Annotated in this window: 16 protein-coding genes and 2 tRNA genes; 5 read left to right on the forward strand and 13 right to left on the reverse strand. The window is 49.2% G+C overall.

What is annotated here, in order from left to right; genetic code table 11:
- The first annotated feature begins 49 nt into the window (after positions 1-49).
- Positions 50-232 (forward strand): hypothetical protein, encoded by a 183-nt coding sequence (locus VPR01S_RS09625; RefSeq protein ID WP_021705130.1) that lies wholly within the window; start codon positions 50-52, stop codon positions 230-232.
- A 138-nt stretch (positions 233-370) separates the two neighbouring features.
- Here the strand turns inward: VPR01S_RS09625 and guaD are convergent, their stop codons facing one another.
- The 9 genes from guaD to VPR01S_RS09670 all read right to left on the reverse strand — a co-directional run bounded on the left by guaD (position 371) and on the right by VPR01S_RS09670 (position 10447).
- Positions 371-1708 carry a guanine deaminase gene (guaD, locus tag VPR01S_RS09630; RefSeq protein ID WP_021705131.1) on the reverse strand — a complete coding sequence of 446 codons (1338 nt, stop codon included), beginning with the start codon at positions 1706-1708 and terminating at the stop codon, positions 371-373.
- 27 nt (positions 1709-1735) lie between these two features.
- On the reverse strand, positions 1736-2587 hold the full coding sequence (gene xdhC / locus VPR01S_RS09635) for a xanthine dehydrogenase accessory protein XdhC (RefSeq protein WP_021705132.1): 852 nt from the start codon (positions 2585-2587) through the stop codon (positions 1736-1738).
- Positions 2588-2636: 49 nt separating this feature from the next.
- Positions 2637-5027, reverse strand: a complete 2391-nt coding sequence (xdhB, locus tag VPR01S_RS09640) for a xanthine dehydrogenase molybdopterin binding subunit (protein ID WP_040902504.1) — start codon at positions 5025-5027, stop codon at positions 2637-2639.
- Positions 5020-6468: a xanthine dehydrogenase small subunit gene (gene xdhA, locus VPR01S_RS09645; RefSeq protein WP_021705134.1), complete on the reverse strand. Its 1449-nt coding sequence runs from the start codon at positions 6466-6468 to the stop codon at positions 5020-5022. The genes xdhB and xdhA overlap by 8 nt, the downstream gene beginning before the upstream one ends.
- 306 nt (positions 6469-6774) lie before the next feature.
- Positions 6775-7509, reverse strand: a complete 735-nt coding sequence (locus VPR01S_RS09650) for a GntR family transcriptional regulator (protein ID WP_021705135.1) — start codon at positions 7507-7509, stop codon at positions 6775-6777.
- 159 nt (positions 7510-7668) lie between these two features.
- Positions 7669-8397, reverse strand: coding sequence for a class I SAM-dependent methyltransferase (locus tag VPR01S_RS09655; RefSeq protein WP_021705136.1), 729 nt, complete (start codon positions 8395-8397; stop codon positions 7669-7671).
- Positions 8398-8530: 133 nt separating this feature from the next.
- On the reverse strand, positions 8531-8839 hold the full coding sequence (locus VPR01S_RS09660) for a c-type cytochrome (RefSeq protein WP_021705137.1): 309 nt from the start codon (positions 8837-8839) through the stop codon (positions 8531-8533).
- A gap of 78 nt (positions 8840-8917) precedes the next feature.
- Complete coding sequence (gene ltaE, locus VPR01S_RS09665) at positions 8918-9922, reverse strand: low-specificity L-threonine aldolase (RefSeq protein WP_021705138.1); 1005 nt, start codon at positions 9920-9922, stop codon at positions 8918-8920.
- 9 nt (positions 9923-9931) lie between these two features.
- Complete coding sequence (locus VPR01S_RS09670; protein WP_021705139.1) at positions 9932-10447, reverse strand: NUDIX hydrolase; 516 nt, start codon at positions 10445-10447, stop codon at positions 9932-9934.
- 330 nt (positions 10448-10777) lie between these two features.
- Here VPR01S_RS09670 and VPR01S_RS09675 point away from each other — a divergent pair, with 330 nt between their 5' ends.
- The 3 genes from VPR01S_RS09675 (at position 10778) to VPR01S_RS09685 (ending at position 14116) form a co-directional block, all read left to right on the forward strand.
- Complete coding sequence (locus VPR01S_RS09675; RefSeq protein WP_021705140.1) at positions 10778-12439, forward strand: ATPase RavA domain-containing protein; 1662 nt, start codon at positions 10778-10780, stop codon at positions 12437-12439.
- Positions 12440-12448: 9 nt separating this feature from the next.
- Positions 12449-13894 (forward strand): ATPase RavA stimulator ViaA, encoded by a 1446-nt coding sequence (gene viaA / locus VPR01S_RS09680; protein ID WP_021705141.1) that lies wholly within the window; start codon positions 12449-12451, stop codon positions 13892-13894.
- 148 nt (positions 13895-14042) lie between these two features.
- A tRNA-Cys gene (locus tag VPR01S_RS09685) sits at positions 14043-14116 on the forward strand.
- Positions 14117-14215: 99 nt separating this feature from the next.
- On the opposite strand, the gene VPR01S_RS09690 is transcribed toward VPR01S_RS09685, so the two are convergent.
- Positions 14216-15796, reverse strand: a complete 1581-nt coding sequence (locus VPR01S_RS09690; protein WP_021705142.1) for a BCCT family transporter — start codon at positions 15794-15796, stop codon at positions 14216-14218.
- Between the two features lie 434 nt (positions 15797-16230).
- Between VPR01S_RS09690 and VPR01S_RS09695 the strand changes: the two genes are divergently transcribed.
- A tRNA-Cys gene (locus VPR01S_RS09695) sits at positions 16231-16304 on the forward strand.
- A 250-nt stretch (positions 16305-16554) separates the two neighbouring features.
- On the opposite strand, the gene VPR01S_RS09700 is transcribed toward VPR01S_RS09695, so the two are convergent.
- From VPR01S_RS09700 to VPR01S_RS09710, 3 genes are all read right to left on the reverse strand, one after another.
- Positions 16555-17118 carry a porin family protein gene (locus VPR01S_RS09700; RefSeq protein ID WP_021705143.1) on the reverse strand — a complete coding sequence of 188 codons (564 nt, stop codon included), beginning with the start codon at positions 17116-17118 and terminating at the stop codon, positions 16555-16557.
- A gap of 291 nt (positions 17119-17409) precedes the next feature.
- Positions 17410-17718, reverse strand: a complete 309-nt coding sequence (locus VPR01S_RS09705) for an AzlD family protein (RefSeq protein WP_021705144.1) — start codon at positions 17716-17718, stop codon at positions 17410-17412.
- Positions 17715-18449 carry an AzlC family ABC transporter permease gene (locus VPR01S_RS09710; RefSeq protein ID WP_021705145.1) on the reverse strand — a complete coding sequence of 245 codons (735 nt, stop codon included), beginning with the start codon at positions 18447-18449 and terminating at the stop codon, positions 17715-17717. The genes VPR01S_RS09705 and VPR01S_RS09710 overlap by 4 nt, the downstream gene beginning before the upstream one ends.
- Between the last annotated feature and the right edge of the window lie 84 nt (positions 18450-18533).

Consider the following 18533-nt stretch of genomic DNA (forward strand, 5'->3'; position numbering starts at 1 on the left):
ACACCATAATAGTGTCGTATCGCCTTAAAACGAGAGTGGGAATAGCCGTATGTTACCTGTCAAAACTGATGCCCAACAACTGGTCCTTCTTATTGTGGAACATGCCCGACAGGGTGTGCCGGATCCTTATATTATTGCTGAAGCATTGCCTGATTATTCCATCCACCATGTTGCATTTGTCATTGAGCAATTGGCCCAGTTGCCTTACCCCGACCTTAGCCAACTCATATGAGACAGCTAACTGTACAAATATACAGTAAATCATGATGGGGTTGTTTCGTGTTTTGATGCCTTGAGTACCTGAGACCCGGCCCCTGGAGAGGAAGCAGCAAAGCGCCACGCGAGAAAGCGTGGCGTAAAGAGTGGCTGTTTAGCTAGCGATCTTTTTATCCCGGATGCCGCCTCGGGAGTCGTAGGCTTTTTCGCCGTAGATGTAAGTTTCGCAAACAGTTCGATCGTCGCCAAGGCTCATTAGTACGAACAATTTTTCTTCCAATGTTGTTGCCTGATTCATTCGAAAACGCATTAGCTGCGTCGCGTGCAAGTCCAGAACAACAAAATCGGCTTCTTTCCCGACATTGAGGTTGCCTATCTGATCATCCAGATGCAGCGCGCGGGCGCCGCCTAGTGTGGCGAGGAACAGTGATTTAAGCGGGTGCAACTTCTCTTGTTGCAACTGCATGATTTTGTACGCTTCGCTCATGGTTTGCAGGATAGAGAAACTGGTACCAGCGCCCACATCGGTGCCCATACCAACACGCACACCATGTTGCTCCATTTTGGGCAATCGGAACAGCCCTGAACCGAGAAACAGGTTTGATGTTGGACAGAAGGCGATGGCGGACTCTGTGTCAGCCAGACGTTGGCACTCACAGTCGGATAAGTGAATGCCATGGGCAAAGACGGATCGTTTGTGCAAGAGACCGTAATGATCGTACACATCCAGATAGCTGTTGCGTTCAGGAAACAGTTCCAAAACCCACTCGATTTCTTTTTTGTTTTCAGAAAGGTGGGTGTGCATGTAAACATCCGGGTACTCTTCGAGCAGCTTTCCGACCGTCGCTAGTTGCTCCGGTGTACTGGTGGGCGCAAAGCGGGGCGTCACTGCATATAACAAGCGACCGCGCTTATGCCATTTCTCGATCAGCGCTTTGGAGTCTGCGTAGCCAGATTCCGGTGTGTCTCTCAGGTAATCCGGTGCGTTTCTGTCCATCAGAACTTTACCAGCGATCATCCGGACATTGCGTCGTTCCGCTTCCTGAAAGAACACATCCACAGACTCTTTATGTACGGTGCCAAACACCAGAGCCGTGGTGGTACCGTTACTGGCCAGTTCATCCAAAAACAGTTTGGCGACTTTATGTGCGTACACTGGATTTTTAAATCGCCGCTCTTCCGGAAACGTGTAGTTCTCAAGCCAATCAAGAAGTTGTTCGCCATAAGAGGCGATCATTCCGGTCTGCGGATAGTGTATATGGGTATCGATAAATCCCGAAGTAATAAGCTTGTCTTTGTACTGGGTAACGTGCAACCCGCGAGGTTGGCGTTTGAGTACCTCGGTTGCCGGGCCAACATCAATGATGTGTCCATGCTCAACCACCAACAGGCCGTCTTCAAAATATTGATAAGAGTGTTCCAGCCCGACATCTTTAGGGTCGGCAATACTGTGCAGTATGCTGGCGCGATAAGCTTTTCTTTGCGTAGTCATTGATTGCTTCCTTTTAACTCTTGCGAGTTAAGCGATCTTCTCTTCCATGGTGATATCGCGCTGCGACTCTGGCTCACTGTGTGTGGCAGGGCGCTTTGGTTCAAGTGTGACACCCTGATAATGTGCGATCAGTTCACCCGCAACCGATACCGCGATTTCTGCCGGGTGTTTCCCATTTACCGCACTAATGCCTATCGGACATATCATTGAGTGAATTTGCGCTTCACTGTAGCCGCGTTGTGCCAGGCGCATATCAAATTTTTTGCGCTTGGTGACCGAGCCAATCATGCCGAAATAGGCGCTGTCTGCTCGGTTAATGATGGCTTTGGCCAGTTCAAAATCGAGCTGGTGGTTATGCGTCATCACCAGGTAATAACTGTTCGCGGGTTGGTCCGCAACGTCACCGACAGGATCATCGCTGACCACTTTCTGCACGCCGTGAGGGAGAGAATCCGGGAAGACATCTTCCCGCTCATCAATCCAGGTCACGCGAAATGGAAGAGTGGAGACGATATGCAAAAGGGCTTTGGCTACGTGGCCGGCACCAAAAACAACCAAGTGTTTCTGCTGGGTACCAATAGGTTCGAAACTGAGTGTTGCCATACCACCGCAGCATTGGCCGAGTCTTGCGCCCAGATTGAAGCGCTCCACTTTCAGCGCATGCTCGCCGGACTGCAACATGTCTTGCGCCATCTGAGTCGCGAGGTGCTCCAGATGTCCGCCGCCAATGGTGGCGATCACGCGATCCTGTGTCACCAGCATTTTGGTTCCGGCATCACGGGGTACAGAACCGCGATCTTCAAGCACAGTGACCATGACGCATGGCTCGCTGTTCTTTTCCAGTTGCGCCAGCTCTTGAATCCAATTGTCCTTAAACATAGCTCTCTCCTTGAATTCAGCCAGCTCTCAACGAACTGGCATGCTTGCGTTATGCTTTTTGAGCGCTTGCGCCGGTTGCCTCGGCCTGAGGCTGGGTGACCTGTTGAATGGCCATCAATACCCGCTCCGGTGTGGCCGGGGTGTTCAGTTTAGGTATAGCACCGTCGACTGCCACGGAGGCGATCGCATCTTTTAATGCGCTCCAGACCGACATTCCCAGCATAAACGGCGGTTCGCCGACCGCTTTGGAGTTAAAGACCGTGTCTTCCGGATTCGCGCGGTTTTCCAGCAACTGAGTGTTGAACTCAATCGGCATGTCGGCGATCGCCGGGATCTTGTAACTGGCTGGACCGCTTGTCATTAATCGGCCTTGCTCATTCCAAATCAGTTCTTCTGTGGTCAGCCAGCCGACACCCTGGATGAAGCCCCCTTCAATCTGGCCGATATCGATCGCCGGGTTGAGGGAGGCGCCGACGTCATGCAGGATATCCGCACGGAGAATTTTGTATTCGCCCGTCAAGGTGTCCACAATCACTTCGGAGCAGGAGGCTCCATACGCGAAGTAGTAGAAGGGTCGACCTCTGGCCTGCTCGTGATCGTAGTAAATCTTTGGCGTGCGATAGAAACCAGTACTCGATAATGACACCTGATTAAAATACGCCAGTTGCACAAACGCTTCGAACGTCAGTATCTCATCGCGGATCACCACCATGCCGTTTTTAAACACGATGTCTTCCTGCGACACGTTGAAATGTGACGCGGCAAATTCAATCAGACGCTGTTTTATCGTCAGTGCGGCGTTCTGGGCTGCTTTACCATTGAGGTCGGTGCCCGATGAGGCCGCAGTGGGTGATGTGTTCGGCACTTTGTCCGTGTTGGTAGCGGTGATCTGGATACGTTCGACATCGACCTGAAACTCCTCTGCAACAATTTGTGCCACTTTGATGTTCAGACCTTGACCCATCTCAGTACCGCCGTGATTCAGGTGAATACTGCCGTCAGTGTAAATATGGATCAATGCGCCGGCCTGATTCAGGAAAGTCGCGGTAAACGAGATACCAAACTTCACCGGGGTGATAGCTAATCCTTTTTTCAGGATGGGGCTGTGTTTGTTGAACTCGGCGATTGCCTTGCGGCGCGCGTGATAATCGCTGCTTTGTTCAAGTTGCTCTGTGATCTCGGGAAGGAAATTGTCTTCAACGGTTTGGTAGTAATGCGTGACGTTTCGTCCTTCACCACCATAGTAGTTTGCTTTGCGAACCTCCAGCGGGTCCTTACCCAGATAACGGGCAATTTCGTCCATGATGTGCTCTATGGTCATCATGCCCTGAGGGCCGCCAAAACCACGGTAGGCGGTATTGGACGCGATGTTGGTTTTACAACGATGGCCAGTGACGGTCGCATCACCGAGGTAGTAAGCGTTATCGGAGTGAAACATGGCGCGGTCAACAATGGAGCTCGACAGATCGGGCGAATAACCACAGTTTCCTGCCACAACGATGTCTGCGCCCTGAATGACGCCATTGTCGTCAAATCCGACTTTATATTGGTTATAAAACGGATGGCGTTTTCCCGTCATTGTCATGTCTTCCATGCGTGGAAGGCGCATTTTGGTCGGGCGCTTGGTCAGGTGAGCGATCACCGCTGCCAGACAAGCAGGAGCGGCAGCCTGCGTTTCTTTGCCGCCAAAACCGCCCCCCATTCGGCGCATATCAATGACCACTTTGTGCATCGGCACGCCAAGAACTTCAGCAACCAGCTTTTGGACTTCGGTCGGATTCTGCGTTGAGGTGTACACAATCATGCCGCCGTCTTCAGTTGGCATCACGCTGCTGACCTGAGTTTCCAGGTAAAAATGCTCTTGACCGCCAATTTCGAGATCGCCTTCAAGGACGTGTTTTGCATTCGCCAGTGCTCGCACCGAGTCACCACGTTTTTGCTGGTGGCTCTGTGTAACAAAGTGTTGTTTAGCCAACGCTTCTTTAACATCCAGAATCGCGGGTAGGGGGTCATACTCGATGATGGCCGCTTGTGCGGCCTTGCGAGCAGTGTCCATATCATTGGCCGCGACGGCGATAACGGGCTGTCCGTAGTATTCGACAATGCCGTCTGCCAACAGAGGATCGCCGGGGAGAATCGCACCGATATCAAGTTGTCCTGGCACATCCTGACTGGTAATAGCAATGGCTACACCTTCAAATTCATAACAGGGCGAGACATCCAGCTTGGTGATTTTGGCGTGTGCCTGTGTGCTGAGACGGGCATAGACATGCAGTTGATTGGGGAACTCCAACCGGTCATCAATATAGGTTGCTTCACCAGTGACCTGTTTAGGTGCGCTGTCATGCTTAACGCTTTTGCCAACGCCGGTTTTTAGATCCTGTTTAACAATGGCGATCATTTCTTCATGGCTCATTGTATTTGTGTGTGCGTTAGACATAAGACGTTACCCTTGTTTCGATCTGATGGTTGCGTTGAGTCTCTTCGATGAAAAGGCGACGCAGCATATTGGCTGCGGTGAGCGAACGGTACTCTTTGCTGGCACGGAAGTCGCTCAATGGTTCAAAGTCGAGATTGATCGCCTGCATCGCCTGTTGAATCGTGTCTTCGTTCCACGTTTGCCCGATCAAGGCGTTCTCACAGTGACTGGCACGTTTGGGTGTCGCGGCCATGCCACCAAAAGCAATACGTGCGTTCACGACTTTGTTGTCTTCGATGTGTAAATTGAAAGCACCGCATACCGCAGAGATGTCATCGTCGATCCGCTTCGAGAGTTTGTAAGCACGGAAGGTTTCATCGGTGCCTGGCTTAGGAATGATGATTTGCTCGATAAACTCGCTTTCCTGCTGGGCCGTGACTTTATAGCTGATGAAGTAGTCTTCCAGCGGTATGATACGGGTCTGTTGACCGCGGCGAAGCTTGATTTGCGCATTCAGTGCGATCAGTAGCGGCGGTGCGTCACCAATCGGTGAGGCATTGGCAATGTTCCCTCCCAGCGTGCCTTGGTTCCGCACCTGAAGCGAGGCGAATCGATGCAGCAGTTCACCGAAGTCTGGGTAGTGTTGAGTGAGCAATTGGTATGCATCGCTGATCGCGACATTCGCACCAATATGCAGGTTGGTGTCGCTCTGTTCACACACTTTCATATCGTCGACCAGGTTGACGCTGATCAGCGTTTCGATTTCACGATGAAATTGCGTGACTTCCAGCGCTAAGTCGGTGCCGCCGGCAACCAGTTTGGCTTTGGGATTGGTCACATACAACTGGGCCAGTTCGTCAACCGAACGAGGCGAGTAAGCCGTGAGTTTTCCAAAGCTCAGACTGGCGGGTTGTGCTTGTATGCTTTCCAATTTGGCGATGATTTTTTGCTCGAAATGAGTAAACTGATCCATCAAAGGTTCGTTGGATGCCAGCGACAGAGCCGCATCGACAATCGGACGGTAGCCAGTGCAGCGGCACAAGTTGCCAGCCAGCGATTCCATTACATCGGCTTTAGTCGCGGCGGGCTTGTTCTTACTCAGCGCGAACATGGACATAATGAAGCCCGGCGTACAATAGCCACATTGCGAGCCATGAAACTCGACCATCGCCTGCTGCACAGGGTGTAATGAACGATCACTGTTTTGTAGATCTTCCACTGTGATCAGCTGCTTTCCGTGAAGTGCGGAAACAAACGTCAGACAAGAGTTGACAGAGCGATAATGCAGTTGCCCGTCAATGACTTCCCCTAATACGACGGTACACGCCCCGCAGTCACCCGAACCACATCCCTCTTTGGTTCCCGTTTTGTTTACCTGGTTACGTAGGTAATTAAGTACCGTCATATTGGGGGACAGTTCGCTTTCTTGTCTGAGTTCTTGATTGAGAAGGAAAGTAATCAAGAGACCTCCTTGTACATTGACACTATAGTTCCAGTAATTATTTTCTGACCTTTGGGTCAATAATTGGATAATTTGACTATGTGGTCAACTAAAAAATTACAAAAATGCAACAATTAAAGTCAGCTCTAACTTGATGTTCTGATGGTTGTGTTTTTATAACCATATGTAATTATTGAATTATGTTTGTTCTTTAGGCTGACTTTGTAGGTTGTTAAAAAATTTAATCTTGTATGCAATTATTGTATACAAAGAGTGATAGGTACAAAAAAGCCCGAAGAATTTCGGGCTATGAGAAGGGAGGCTGGTTTATGCTTTGCGCTTCAGAAAATCTGAAAACACCACATGCAGATCGCTGGACGCAGAATTGCTGTCAAGATTGAGCTTTGAACGAATGTGATCTAAATGCTCTTGCATGAGTTCAATGGCGAGATCGCGGTCGCCAGACTCTATGGCGTCCAGCAAATTGGTATGCTCGTCCTGAGAACAATTCGAGTGATTACCGGTTTCGTATTGGGCTATCAGAAGTGATGTCTGAGATACCAGACTGCGCTGAAATGCCAACAGGGGTGCATTGTCCGCCATCTCCGCCAGACGAATATGAAATTCACCGGAAAGGCGTAACCCGCGTCCATAATCGCCTTTAGCGAACGCCTGGTTTTCTTTTTCCACCAAACGGCGACACTCTTCAACTTTGCCTGAGGTAGCATTTTCCACGGCAAGTTCGATGATCGCCAGCTCCATCACTTCCCGGGCTTTAATGATCTGCTTGGCTTCTTCCTTACTTGGTGCAGCCACCATTGCTCCGCGGTTCGGGCGGATGCTGACAACCTGTTCCATAGAGAGTCGCAGCAGGGCGCGGCGGATAATGGTGCGGCTGACGCTGAAAATTTCGGCTAACGCTTCTTCGTTGAGCTTGGTCGCAGGCGGCAAACGTTGCTCAAGTATGGCATCAAATATGTGGCAGTAGACGACGTCGTCCTGAGTCTGACCCACCACTTTGGTTTTTATATTTCTGGATACAGAGTCTTTCAGGTTGGCCATGGGTGTAACGAACCCTCATTGTTAACATTACATAATGAAACAATAATACTTCAGTTTGTATACATATGGCTACTATTGCCCCGAGAACAGCAAGTTATCTAAACGTTACGTGAATCCAGTCACACCCAAATCGGTTTTCAGTCGGAGAAAATATCGATGCTATTTCACTGCAACCAGAAAACCCACTTGTTGTGATTTCAGACCCAGACAGGCTTTCTTCACTGGGCTAAGGTTGCCAAATTCGTAACAGTGGGTGACGTACATTTCTTGAAAGCCCGCCTCTCTGAGCATTGATTTCCAGACACTCTCCGAGTGAAAACAGACCCCAACACCTGCGGTATTGGCTCCCATTCTGGCAACGACTGATTTGAGAGAGTCCGATGCGGTTAAACGGTAAATAACCTGACCAGGCATATCACTCACCCACAAACCTTCATAAAAGTTCTCAAAGATGAACACCATGCCGCCCGGTTTAAGATTCTGATAAGCTTCCGTGAGCGCGGCGCGCTGCACTTGCAGCGTAAGTTCGTAGCTGTTGGAGACAAAATGGTGCAAGACCCAGTTAAACTGAATGATATCTTGCTGATGCTGTTGGCTGGCTTGCTGAAAAGTACAGGCCAGTAATGATTTTCTGGGGTGGGGACGGTTTTTGTCTAACAGGGTTTGCTCTGGTTCAATGACGGTGACATTAGCAGCAGGAAAATGCTCCAGTACTTTGTCTGCGTAAATCCCGTTGCCACCACCAACGTCTAACAGGTTGAAAGGTCTATCGTTGGAATAACGTTCGACGATTGGTTTGGCGACCAGTTCGAACATCTCATTGCTGATGTACTCAACATCAAACGCTTCTGTCTGTGAAGCTGCCAGTTTTCTTACACTGATTGTCATTGTCGCACCTCCATGGCTATGAAGAGTACGGTTCAATATTCAAGCCAGTTTTTAGCGCTTTATTGATCAATAGGTTACGGAAGCAAGATGGCAGCACACGCAAATTGAAAACCAATTTGCATATCCACGATGCTTATTCCTGAGTTGCAAAAAACGCAGCGACATCTCTGAGATCCTCGTCATTGAGCTGACGGAGTTGATCACGCATCATTTGCGCCATCGGGCCAATGCGCTGACCATCTTGGTAGGCTTTCATGGCTTGATAGAGGTACTGCTCGTTTTGTCCCTGAAGATGCGGGTAGGCTGGGTTGTCAGCAATACCGTTTTGGCCATGGCAGAACACACAACTCGGCGCTTTGAGCTGCCCCAATTGTGGGTCGCCGCCAGCGTGAGCGAGCGTCGAAGTCAGCGCCAGTGAATAAAGTACAGCGGTGAAGTTCATCGATACCAGCCTCTCATGTCGGTTTTGATAAAGAGTAAAGCTTCCCCTAGAGGGAAGCTCAATCTTTTTGTTTAACCGTTACAGACAGTCGTTGAGTTTGCTCATTAAGGTGTCAATGTCGGCTGACGAAATATCCTTGTGAGTCACGAAACGTATCGGGTTACCGGGAGTAATGGTGATGCCATCAGCTTTGAGTTTTGTCGCGATGGCGGCGATATCGATCTGCTCATCCAGTTTGGCAAAAACAATGTTGGTTTGTACGAACTGTGGGTTCACGTCAAAGCCAGGTAGCGCCGCCAGACCGTGCGCAAGCTTTTTTGCGTTGGAGTGGTCCGTTTGCAACTGTGCAACCTGCTCAGTCAGAGCGAGTTTACCAGCCGCCGCGAGAATACCGGCCTGGCGCATGCCACCGCCAACCATCTTACGCAAGCGGCGAGCTTTGGCGATGTAAGTGGCAGATCCAAGCAACAGAGATCCGATGGGTGCGCTCAGCCCTTTGGAAAGGCAGATTGTCATCGAATCGAAGTATTGGGCGATCTCTTTTACGTCTACGTCCAGTGCCACTGCGGCATTGTATACGCGGGCACCATCCAGATGCAGGGCAAGTTGATGCTGATCGACAAATTCTCGTGCCTGAGCGAGATAGCTGAGCGGCAGGACTTTCCCGTTGATGGTATTTTCAAGACTCAGTAGGCGAGTGCGGGCAAAGTGGCAATCGTCTGGCTTGATGGCGGCTTTCAGTTTTGCAATGTCGATGGTGCCATCTGGGTTATTTTCCACCGGTTGGGGCTGGATCGAGCCCAATACTGCGGCGCCACCGGCTTCGTACTTGTAGTTGTGGGCTTGCTGGCCACATAGATATTCGTCACCACGTTCGCAATGCGCCATCAATCCGAGCAGGTTCGCTTGTGTACCGGATGTTGTGAACAGCGCGGCTTCAAATCCATGGCGATGGGCTGCCCATTGCTCAAGCTCGTTGACGTTTGGGTCATCACCATAAACGTCATCGCCAACCACAGCATGGGCCATGGCTTCACGCATTGCCGGGGTCGGTTGAGTGACCGTATCTGATCTAAAGTCCATATTCTTCTCCTAAATGTAGCCACCCAGACGCGCTTTGTAGAGGCTGGCGATGGTTTTGGCATCGGTAATTGTACCGTCAACAATATAGTGCTCCAGTGTGCTGAGTGGAAGCGCTTCTACTTCAATTTCTTCATCTTCATCACATTGATAACGCTGCGTTTTCTTAAGCGTACGCGCAATAAAAAGATGTTGGATTTCGTCACAGAAACCAGCCATAGGCGTGAGTTGTCCGAGCGATTGATACTCAGCGGCGCTAAAGCCAGTCTCTTCTTCCAGTTCACGTTGCGCGCAGGTCAGTGCGTTTTCACCCGTTTCCACAGTACCGGCGGGCAGTTCTATCAACCATTTGTTGAGTGAAGGACGAAACTGGCGGATCACGATGATATCGCCGTTGTCGTCGACAGGCAGAATCACTGCTGCACCGGGATGGTGAATGGTGGTGTGGGTGACGGTCGTACCAGAAGGCAGTTCAATATCTTGTTCAATCAGCGAGATACGCTTCCATGTGTGAATGATCTTGCTCATGTAACCTTTTCAGCCAGTGATAAAAGTGTAGGTTTCACTACCTTAACGATTAAGATCACATAAAGAAAGATTAAGCTGGTACACTGACGTATGACTTTCTAGGGTTATCCGACGCGAGTGATTGATTTATAGACGAAATCCACTGGCCGTTGGTAAAGATAGGCGGCAGGCAGGATTGCCAAATATGAAATCAAAGTTTGCACATGAAATGCAAAGTGACGGTTCTGATATAAGAGCCTGTTCAACGGAAAATGCACTTGTAACAAAGTGATAACAAATGTATAAAAGTAGACGAATTGACCTGCAGAAATATTCCGGGGGAACCCTGCAATGATTAGCCCTTCACATGCATCCCACGCGCAGAAAGCACTGCTCTCGGAACGAATTAACAAACTGGCTCAGGCCCTCTCCGATGGGGTGTATGAGCGAGAAGACACCATCAAATTATGTTTGCTTGCTGCCTTGGCAGGCGAAAGTGTTTTCCTTCTTGGCCCTCCGGGCATTGCCAAAAGTTTGATTGCCAAACGTTTGATTCAGGCGTTTGATCATTCGTCTTACTTTGAATACCTGATGACTCGTTTCTCGACTCCTGAGGAAGTGTTTGGCCCGTTGAGCATACAAGAGTTAAAAGACAATGGCCGTTATTTGAGATTGACGGACGGTTATCTGCCGACTGCGCAGGTGGTGTTTTTGGATGAAATCTGGAAAGCCGGTCCGGCAATTCTTAACACTTTGCTCACTGTCGTGAATGAGAAAACCTTTAAAAACGGCAGTGATATTGAACGGGTACCGATGCGCCTGTTGGTGTCAGCCTCGAATGAACTGCCGGATGAAGATAGCGGACTCGAAGCTCTGTACGACCGTATGCTGGTACGAATTTTTGTTAACCGTATTCAGAACAAGCAAAACTTCAAGTCGATGTTGACGGTAGGCACCCCACAGGAAGCGAAAATCCCGGATGGTCTGGCGATCACTGATCAGGAGTATCACGAGTGGCAGACCCAACTGGACAAACTGCTCCTGACCGACAATGTGTTTGAAAAGCTGTTCCAGCTCAAAACGTTACTGGAGCAGACCGTAGAGAGCCAGGGTGTGAATGCAGCAGACACTGATATGTACGTGTCTGACCGCCGCTGGAAGAAATCCGTGCGGCTGCTCAAAGCCAGTGCGTTCTTTAACGGCCGCGATGCGATCAATCCACTTGATCTATTGTTATTACAGGACTGTTTATGGAATAGCCCGGAGTCTCGGGAAGTGGTGCGAGGTGTGGTTCGCGAGTTTGCGCTTAAGCATGCCTTTGATCAACAGGACGTAGAGCATCAGATCACGCTCTGCCGTGAAGAGTTACAAGAGATTCAGGATGCGCTTGAGTCTGAGTTTGCGATTACGTTATCTACCGAATCGACGACCGGGATTCTGAAAAAGCAAATTAACCACTACGACATTTCGGGTGCGAAATCATACAAAGTCGGCAGTGCGTTTGATTTGGTGAAACTGGTGCTTTTGCAGAGCAATATGTCGGTCTCTGAGTCTGAGAAAGGCGACAGTCGCTGGGTATATGTGCCGAAGAACGAACTGGAGCGGGTGATTAAAGAAGGACACGGAGATGTGTACGGGTACGTCAACCAGAACACCAATTTATGTCGACTGCGTTTTGACGTCGATGCATCCAACAACTTGGTGATCAAAGATATCGCTAATCGTGCTGTACTGGTCGCTGTCGTGACTCAAAAGGGATTGGACGAGAGCGTGTATCAGGAGTGGTTGACTAAAGCGGAACAATCGGTGGCTCAACTGACGCAGGCGGAGCACCATTTGCGCAAAGTCCGATCCGATTTTCATGGTGCTTTGCCACACAACTTTGTTGATCCTGAGCTGCCAAGAATTATGGAAAGCAGTCTGCAGAGCTTACAGCAACAATTGGAGAGCACGCAGACAGAATGCGAGCGTACAGTTTTCCGTTTCAAAAACCTCAATCAGTTCTTCTCATAGGAGTGAATGATGCTGGGTGCTGATGGCCTTAACTTAGCGTTGATGATTGCGGATTCCGGTATTATCGATACCGCCGTGAACGATCTGATGGGGCGCTCTCAGGTGATTATGATGACAGAAAACCGCGGTGTGCGTGCCTCGGTGAAAAATCATTTGCTTAAATGGCGCGGCAGTGTAAAGAAACGCATCACAAAGGTGTGTGAGACCGAACGCTTTCAACAAGAGCTGGGGCTGTACCAGGAAGTCATTCACTGGGACGAAGAGGAATTTTTCGACAAGATCAACGATGTGGTCAAGCAGCTTGAATGGCATTCGGCATTCTACTTACCGGCTCGTCGTTTACTGGAAAAAAACAAAGGGGTGCACAACCCCATGTTTCCGCATTACTTCTGTGATCAATGGTATAAAACCTTGTCAGAAGCCATTCAGCAGGCTCAGCTTTCAGAATTAGAGGCGAACAAAGAAAAGCTGCTTAAAGATCTCTATCAACGCATGGAAACCATGAAGAACATGGATAAAGTGGCGGAAGTGGGGGATGAGGGCAGCGTTGGCCGGCTTTGGGATATGGCCGCTGCGAAACTGAGCAAAACGGACCTTGGTGTCATGAAACGTTATGCCGAGTTTCTCAAAAAGAATAAAGGGTTGCAGGAGATTGCGGAACAACTGGGCCGGATGGCGGGTCAGGTCGACGATCCGGATCTCAACCGGGCGCCAGCCGAAGAGTTGCAAATGGTCGAAGAAAAATCCGATGAAGCTACCGATGACATCGTTGGTGTTCATGAAAGCGACGATCTGAACAAACTGCTGCCAAACGAAACCATGTTTCTCGCATACCCTGAACTGGAAGTGGTGTTTTATAAACACTTGGTGGATAAACGCCTGATGAATTACCGTATGCAGGGGAAAAGCCGCACACTACGTAAAGTCAGAGCGCATCGTCCGGACAACAAGCAAGTGGATGTTGAAAAGGGGCCATTCATCTTGTGTGTTGATGCTTCCGGTTCAATGAGTGGTTTTCCGGAGCAGTGCGCTAAAGCGATGGCGTATGCCTTGATGCAAATTGCGTTGGCCGAAGATCGTGATTGCTTTGTGATTTTATTTTCTACCGAGCAGATCACCTATGAATTGACACGTCCGGATGGATTGCGTGAAGCCGCTGACTTTCTCAGTTACAGCTTTCATGGCGGAACGGACTTTGAGCCCGTAATCGTTAAGTGCATACAACTCATGCAAAGCGAAAAGTACAGAAACGCCGATTTGGTGGTGTTGTCCGACTTTATTGCACCGAAACAGACGGACGAAGTGCTTGATACCGTGACGCAATTGAAGGCGAAGAAAAACCGTTTTCATGCGGTCAGTTTGTCCAGATATGGCAACCCTGAATTAATGTCGATGTTTGATCACTGCTGGGCATACCATCCGAGTCTCGTTGGGCGACTGATGAAAAAATGGTAGAAAACCGTAAGTTGGAACGATAGTTGTGCAAAATGAGTTAAAAACCGGCAAACAGAATGAAATTACAGATTTTTGTTTGACTCTCTCGCCTCAATCCGTAAAGTATGCAGCGAACGCAGCGGTGGGTAACTAAAGCGTTGATAAAAAAGGCGCGTTGGCAGAGTGGCTATGCAGCGGATTGCAAATCCGTGGACCTCGGTTCGACTCCGGGACGCGCCTCCATTTTACAAATGACCAGCTTAAAGCTGGTTTTTTTGTGTCTGGAATTCGGGCACAAAAAAGGCCAGCGAGTGCTGACCTTTCTATTCTTTGCGCTAAGCATTATGAATACAGGGCTTGCTCTGTTTTCAATCCCTTAATCAGGCTTACACACATCAACAGCAATACAAAGCTGAATGGTAGGGCGGTTGCCACCACACCAGACTGCAGTGCCTGTAGGGCTTCTTTACCACCAATCCAGAGCATGACGGCTGCGATGGCGCCTTCGACACTTGCCCAGAAGATACGTTGAGGGATAGGTGCGTCAACTTTGCCGCCAGCCGTGATACTGTCGATCACCAGCGATCCTGAATCCGACGACGTAATAAAGAAGATGAGGATCAGGACAATCGAGATGATGGAGATTGCGCTACCAAACGGCAGCTGCTCATACACGTGAAACAACGTTAGCGAAATATCTGTCAAACCATTCGTTCCCAGTTCACCCACTTTGTTGGCTACCTGATCCAGAGCTATACCACCAAACACAGCCATCCAGATCAGCGTCAGCAGAGTCGGGATAAAGACAACAGCAAACAAAAACTCACGTACGGTACGGCCGCGGGAAACACGCGCGATAAACATACCGACGAATGGCGACCATGAAATCCACCAGGCCCAGTAAAACACCGTCCAGCCGTGCATCCATACTTCATCTTCACGGCCATGAGGGTTACTCAAACCAATGATGTTTTCTGCGTATGCCATAAAGGTCGCAGGAATGGACTCCAATGCGATGTCATAACTCACACAGACAATAAAAATCAGCAGCGCAAACGCGAATGCCATATTGATGTTACTCAGCACCTTTACACCACCGTCGATACCGCGGATCACCGAGATAATCGCAATGAAAGTGACAAAGACGATCACGCCAAGCTGCATACCAATGCCGCCATCCGTACCAAAAATATAATTGATGCCGCTGGTGGCTTGTTGAGCACCGAGACCAAGCGATGTCGCTAAACCAAACAAGGTAGCCAGTACCGCCATAATATCGATTACGTGGCCCAACCAGCCCCAGGCGCGGTCACCGAATACCGGGTAAAAGACACTACGGATGGACAAAGGCAACCCTTTATTGAAAGCAAAGAAAGCCAATGCCAGAGCTACGATGGCGTAAATCGCCCAGCCGTGAATACCCCAGTGAAACATGGTGGCGCCCATTGCCAGCGATTTGGCTTCTGGTGTATTAGCAGCAACATTCATTGGCGTACCCCCCCAATCGGTGTAATACGCTGTAGGTTCCGCAACACTCCAAAAGAGCAAGCCGATACCCATACCTGCGGCAAACAGCATTGCCAGCCAAGAAACGCGTGAATGATCCGGTGTCGCGTCTTTACCACCAATACGAATCTTGCCGAATGGTGAACACATTAATGCCAATGTGAAGAACAAAAAGAAGTTGGTGGTCCACATAAAGAACGCATCAAAGTCTTCAATGATTCCGTTTTTCAATGTGTTCAGTGCGTCGCGTGCGGTGATCGGATCAACCAGCAGCAGAGAAGCGAGAAATAAAATAATAAGTCCTGCGCTGATCCCGAAGACGGGGTTATGAACATCGAATCCCCACTTCTGAATGTTATCCTGACCTACCTGATAGTCAGTTGTATCAATACTGTATTTTTTTAAAGCGTCTTCCATAAAAAAGTCTCAAAAATGTTTTGTCGTCGATGCATTTTTTCATCCTAATGCACCGGAACACATCGAATAGTTGTTCATTATTTAGAGTTCGAAGTGTTTGTGAGGGGCGTATATTAGCAGAAATATTAAGATAAAATCAAATGTGGCCAAGTTTTTGCCCGGTTTGGACGTGCTTGTCAGGCAGTTGGTATTCGATTGAGATGGTCTAATGATATGTGCACTAAACATTTATTTGGTTTTGAGTTGTGTTGAATAACTGGCAGGCCCAAAAGCCAGAAGTCAGGTAGTTTGTGCGAGCGGCGGAATTTTGTTCATTCAGACAAGCTGAATACATTCTTTGGTTGACTGGCTCAGGATATCCGGTAGAGTACGCTTCGTTCTGAAGTTGATGGTCGGTACGTTTCGCTCGTAATCCACATCGACTCAAACAAAAAGGCGCGTTGGCAGAGTGGCTATGCAGCGGATTGCAAATCCGTGGACCTCGGTTCGACTCCGGGACGCGCCTCCATTTCACACAATACTGTTTCTCGCTGCTTCTCCCCCTCGAGTAATTGCTCCTGTCTCGTTTACCAAAGCCATATGCTCACTATCATCCATGTTATTTCAATATCTTAGCTTTCAGTTACGATGTCACGTTTTAGTTGTATGCCAGAAAGAAGTGAATGTTTTGGTAAGCTGTGTTGGAGGCATTTGGGGCGAGAAAAGCGAGTGAAGAGATGTGCGAAGCCCGATGGCTCCGCACTCCGTTTGACCACTGATTAGAAACGGTACTCAACACCCAGACTCGCTTGTTTTAAGTCGGTTTCCGTGTCTGCGCCATTGGCGACATCTTTTGCGTTGAGCTCAACGTCATACCAGGTGTATTCGACGTTGACCAGAAGGTTATTAGTCACTTTGAATCCGACACCAGCCCCCGCGAATACGCCCTGATCATCTTCGCTACCAGACAATCCGGCGACGTCATAATCGGTGGTGTACCACAACTGGCCCCCTTTAGCGTAAACATCAACTCGATCCATCACTGGAGCGGTGACTTTCAAACCGGCGGTGTAACCATCGGTTTTAGCATTGGCCACGCTGCTTCCGTACTTACCAAAGTTGATATAACCCCCTTCGACCGCCAGATACTGGTTAAATCGATAACCAACCAGCCCTTGCATTACGTCGTTTTCATCGTCGAAATCGTCTTGACCATCAACTTTTAAATAGCCGTAGTTGGCACCCACGTATACTCCATTGTCATTTGAATCGGCCGCATAAGACAGCGTGCTGAAAGTGGCTAAAGAAAGCAGGCCGGTCAGAGTGAGAATAGTACTTTTCATTGTGTTCTCCTGAGTTACTTGGTTGTTGAAATTCACTATGTATAAGTCAAAAACAATGCCAACTTTTTTACTTGAAGCTCAGGTTAACTAATTGAAAATATTCTGATAATTGTCAGGTTTATTTTAGCGGGTCAGGTACGTTGTCAGCAGTGCGACATGCTTGGGTAAATCTTAAGTTTAAGGGGAAGGCGTGGTATTTTGGGCGTGTGTGTAAATTCTTCTGGGCGGGTGCAAATCTTTCATAGTGAAGACAAAGGAAGCAAAGCCGATGAAAGCTCTGCTTCCTGATAGTTATATAGCGCGAGTAAGGGCTGCCGCAAGAATACCGGCCGCAATGGCAGGCAGCGGCTTTTTGAACAGCAGCATCACGACAGCCGTCGACAGCAGCGCTAATCTGGCGCCAGCGTCGCCTTCCACTGCTAACGGGGCGAGTAGGGCCACCAGAACAGAGCCGGACATTGCGGTGATAAATTGTTGTACGCGGTAACCGATAGGAATAAATGACATCACGAACACGCCACCCCAACGGGTGATCAACGTGACTACCGCCATCGCGAGGATGATCAATAAAGTACCGTGAAAACTGGTTTCAATATTCATACTTTCTTTTTCTCCGTCCAGAAGGCGCCTAATGTGCCTCCGGCTATTGCTCCCACGACGACGTGTGTGTTTTCTGGCAGATACCAGTAGGCAAACAGGGAAGAGCCAGCCGCCACTGCCCAGATAACAAAAATGCGCAGGTTCTTAGGCCCGATAGCCACCATAGACAGCAGGAAGCACCCCATAACCATATCCAGTCCCAGACTGACGGGATCTTGAATGGCGTTACCGAAATAAAACCCCAGCCAGGTTCCAACGATCCAAAAAGACCACAGGGCGATGCCGCCCCCGAGTAGAAGGCCCAATCCGGGTTCTTTGCGGCCAAATGCATTCATTGAGAGCGCCCAGTTTGCGTCAGACGCGAACAACATAACGCCGTAGCGCTTCATCGGGGAGAGCTGACGAAGCCAGGGGTAAAGTGTCGCGCCCATGAGCAGGTGCCGGGCATTGATGGCAAAAACCGTAATCAATACCGGAATCAGTGGTACCTGTGCGCCCCACATATCGAGCGTGGCGAATTGGGAGGCCCCCGCAAATACCAGCGTACTCATTAAAACAATGGAAAAAGGATCCAATCCGGTTTGGACGGCCGCCACACCAAAAGCAATACCGAAAATGACGACAAAAAAGGATAAAGGCACTAAATGAGTAAAGCCGTTCCAGACATCTTTGCGCGTAAATTCGTGCAATCTGTCGTCTGGCAACGCAGCGTTTTGAGCATGACTGTGCATAATTTTTTTCCTAGCCAGTAACCCCGATGAAGAAACATTTAGGGTCAGAATATGAATGTTATCATTATGTAAAGGCTATCATTA

The organism is Vibrio proteolyticus NBRC 13287, from assembly GCF_000467125.1.
In the GTDB taxonomy this organism is placed as follows: domain Bacteria; phylum Pseudomonadota; class Gammaproteobacteria; order Enterobacterales; family Vibrionaceae; genus Vibrio; species Vibrio proteolyticus.

What these genes read in the sequence shown, in the direction of transcription:
- VPR01S_RS09625 (WP_021705130.1), top strand. Translation starts at nt 50, where the DNA reads ATGTTACCTGTCAAAACTGATGCCCAACAACTGGTCCTTCTTATTGTG.
- VPR01S_RS09710 (WP_021705145.1), bottom strand. Translation starts at nt 18,449, where the DNA reads ATGCACAGTCATGCTCAAAACGCTGCGTTGCCAGACGACAGATTGCAC.
- VPR01S_RS09690 (WP_021705142.1), bottom strand. Translation starts at nt 15,796, where the DNA reads ATGGAAGACGCTTTAAAAAAATACAGTATTGATACAACTGACTATCAG.
- VPR01S_RS09700 (WP_021705143.1), bottom strand. Translation starts at nt 17,118, where the DNA reads ATGAAAAGTACTATTCTCACTCTGACCGGCCTGCTTTCTTTAGCCACT.
- VPR01S_RS09660 (WP_021705137.1), bottom strand. Translation starts at nt 8,839, where the DNA reads ATGAACTTCACCGCTGTACTTTATTCACTGGCGCTGACTTCGACGCTC.
- guaD (WP_021705131.1), bottom strand. Translation starts at nt 1,708, where the DNA reads ATGACTACGCAAAGAAAAGCTTATCGCGCCAGCATACTGCACAGTATT.
- xdhB (WP_040902504.1), bottom strand. Translation starts at nt 5,027, where the DNA reads ATGTCTAACGCACACACAAATACAATGAGCCATGAAGAAATGATCGCC.
- VPR01S_RS09650 (WP_021705135.1), bottom strand. Translation starts at nt 7,509, where the DNA reads ATGGCCAACCTGAAAGACTCTGTATCCAGAAATATAAAAACCAAAGTG.
- ltaE (WP_021705138.1), bottom strand. Translation starts at nt 9,922, where the DNA reads ATGGACTTTAGATCAGATACGGTCACTCAACCGACCCCGGCAATGCGT.
- viaA (WP_021705141.1), top strand. Translation starts at nt 12,449, where the DNA reads ATGCTGGGTGCTGATGGCCTTAACTTAGCGTTGATGATTGCGGATTCC.
- VPR01S_RS09675 (WP_021705140.1), top strand. Translation starts at nt 10,778, where the DNA reads ATGATTAGCCCTTCACATGCATCCCACGCGCAGAAAGCACTGCTCTCG.
- VPR01S_RS09670 (WP_021705139.1), bottom strand. Translation starts at nt 10,447, where the DNA reads ATGAGCAAGATCATTCACACATGGAAGCGTATCTCGCTGATTGAACAA.
- xdhC (WP_021705132.1), bottom strand. Translation starts at nt 2,587, where the DNA reads ATGTTTAAGGACAATTGGATTCAAGAGCTGGCGCAACTGGAAAAGAAC.
- VPR01S_RS09655 (WP_021705136.1), bottom strand. Translation starts at nt 8,397, where the DNA reads ATGACAATCAGTGTAAGAAAACTGGCAGCTTCACAGACAGAAGCGTTT.
- VPR01S_RS09705 (WP_021705144.1), bottom strand. Translation starts at nt 17,718, where the DNA reads ATGAATATTGAAACCAGTTTTCACGGTACTTTATTGATCATCCTCGCG.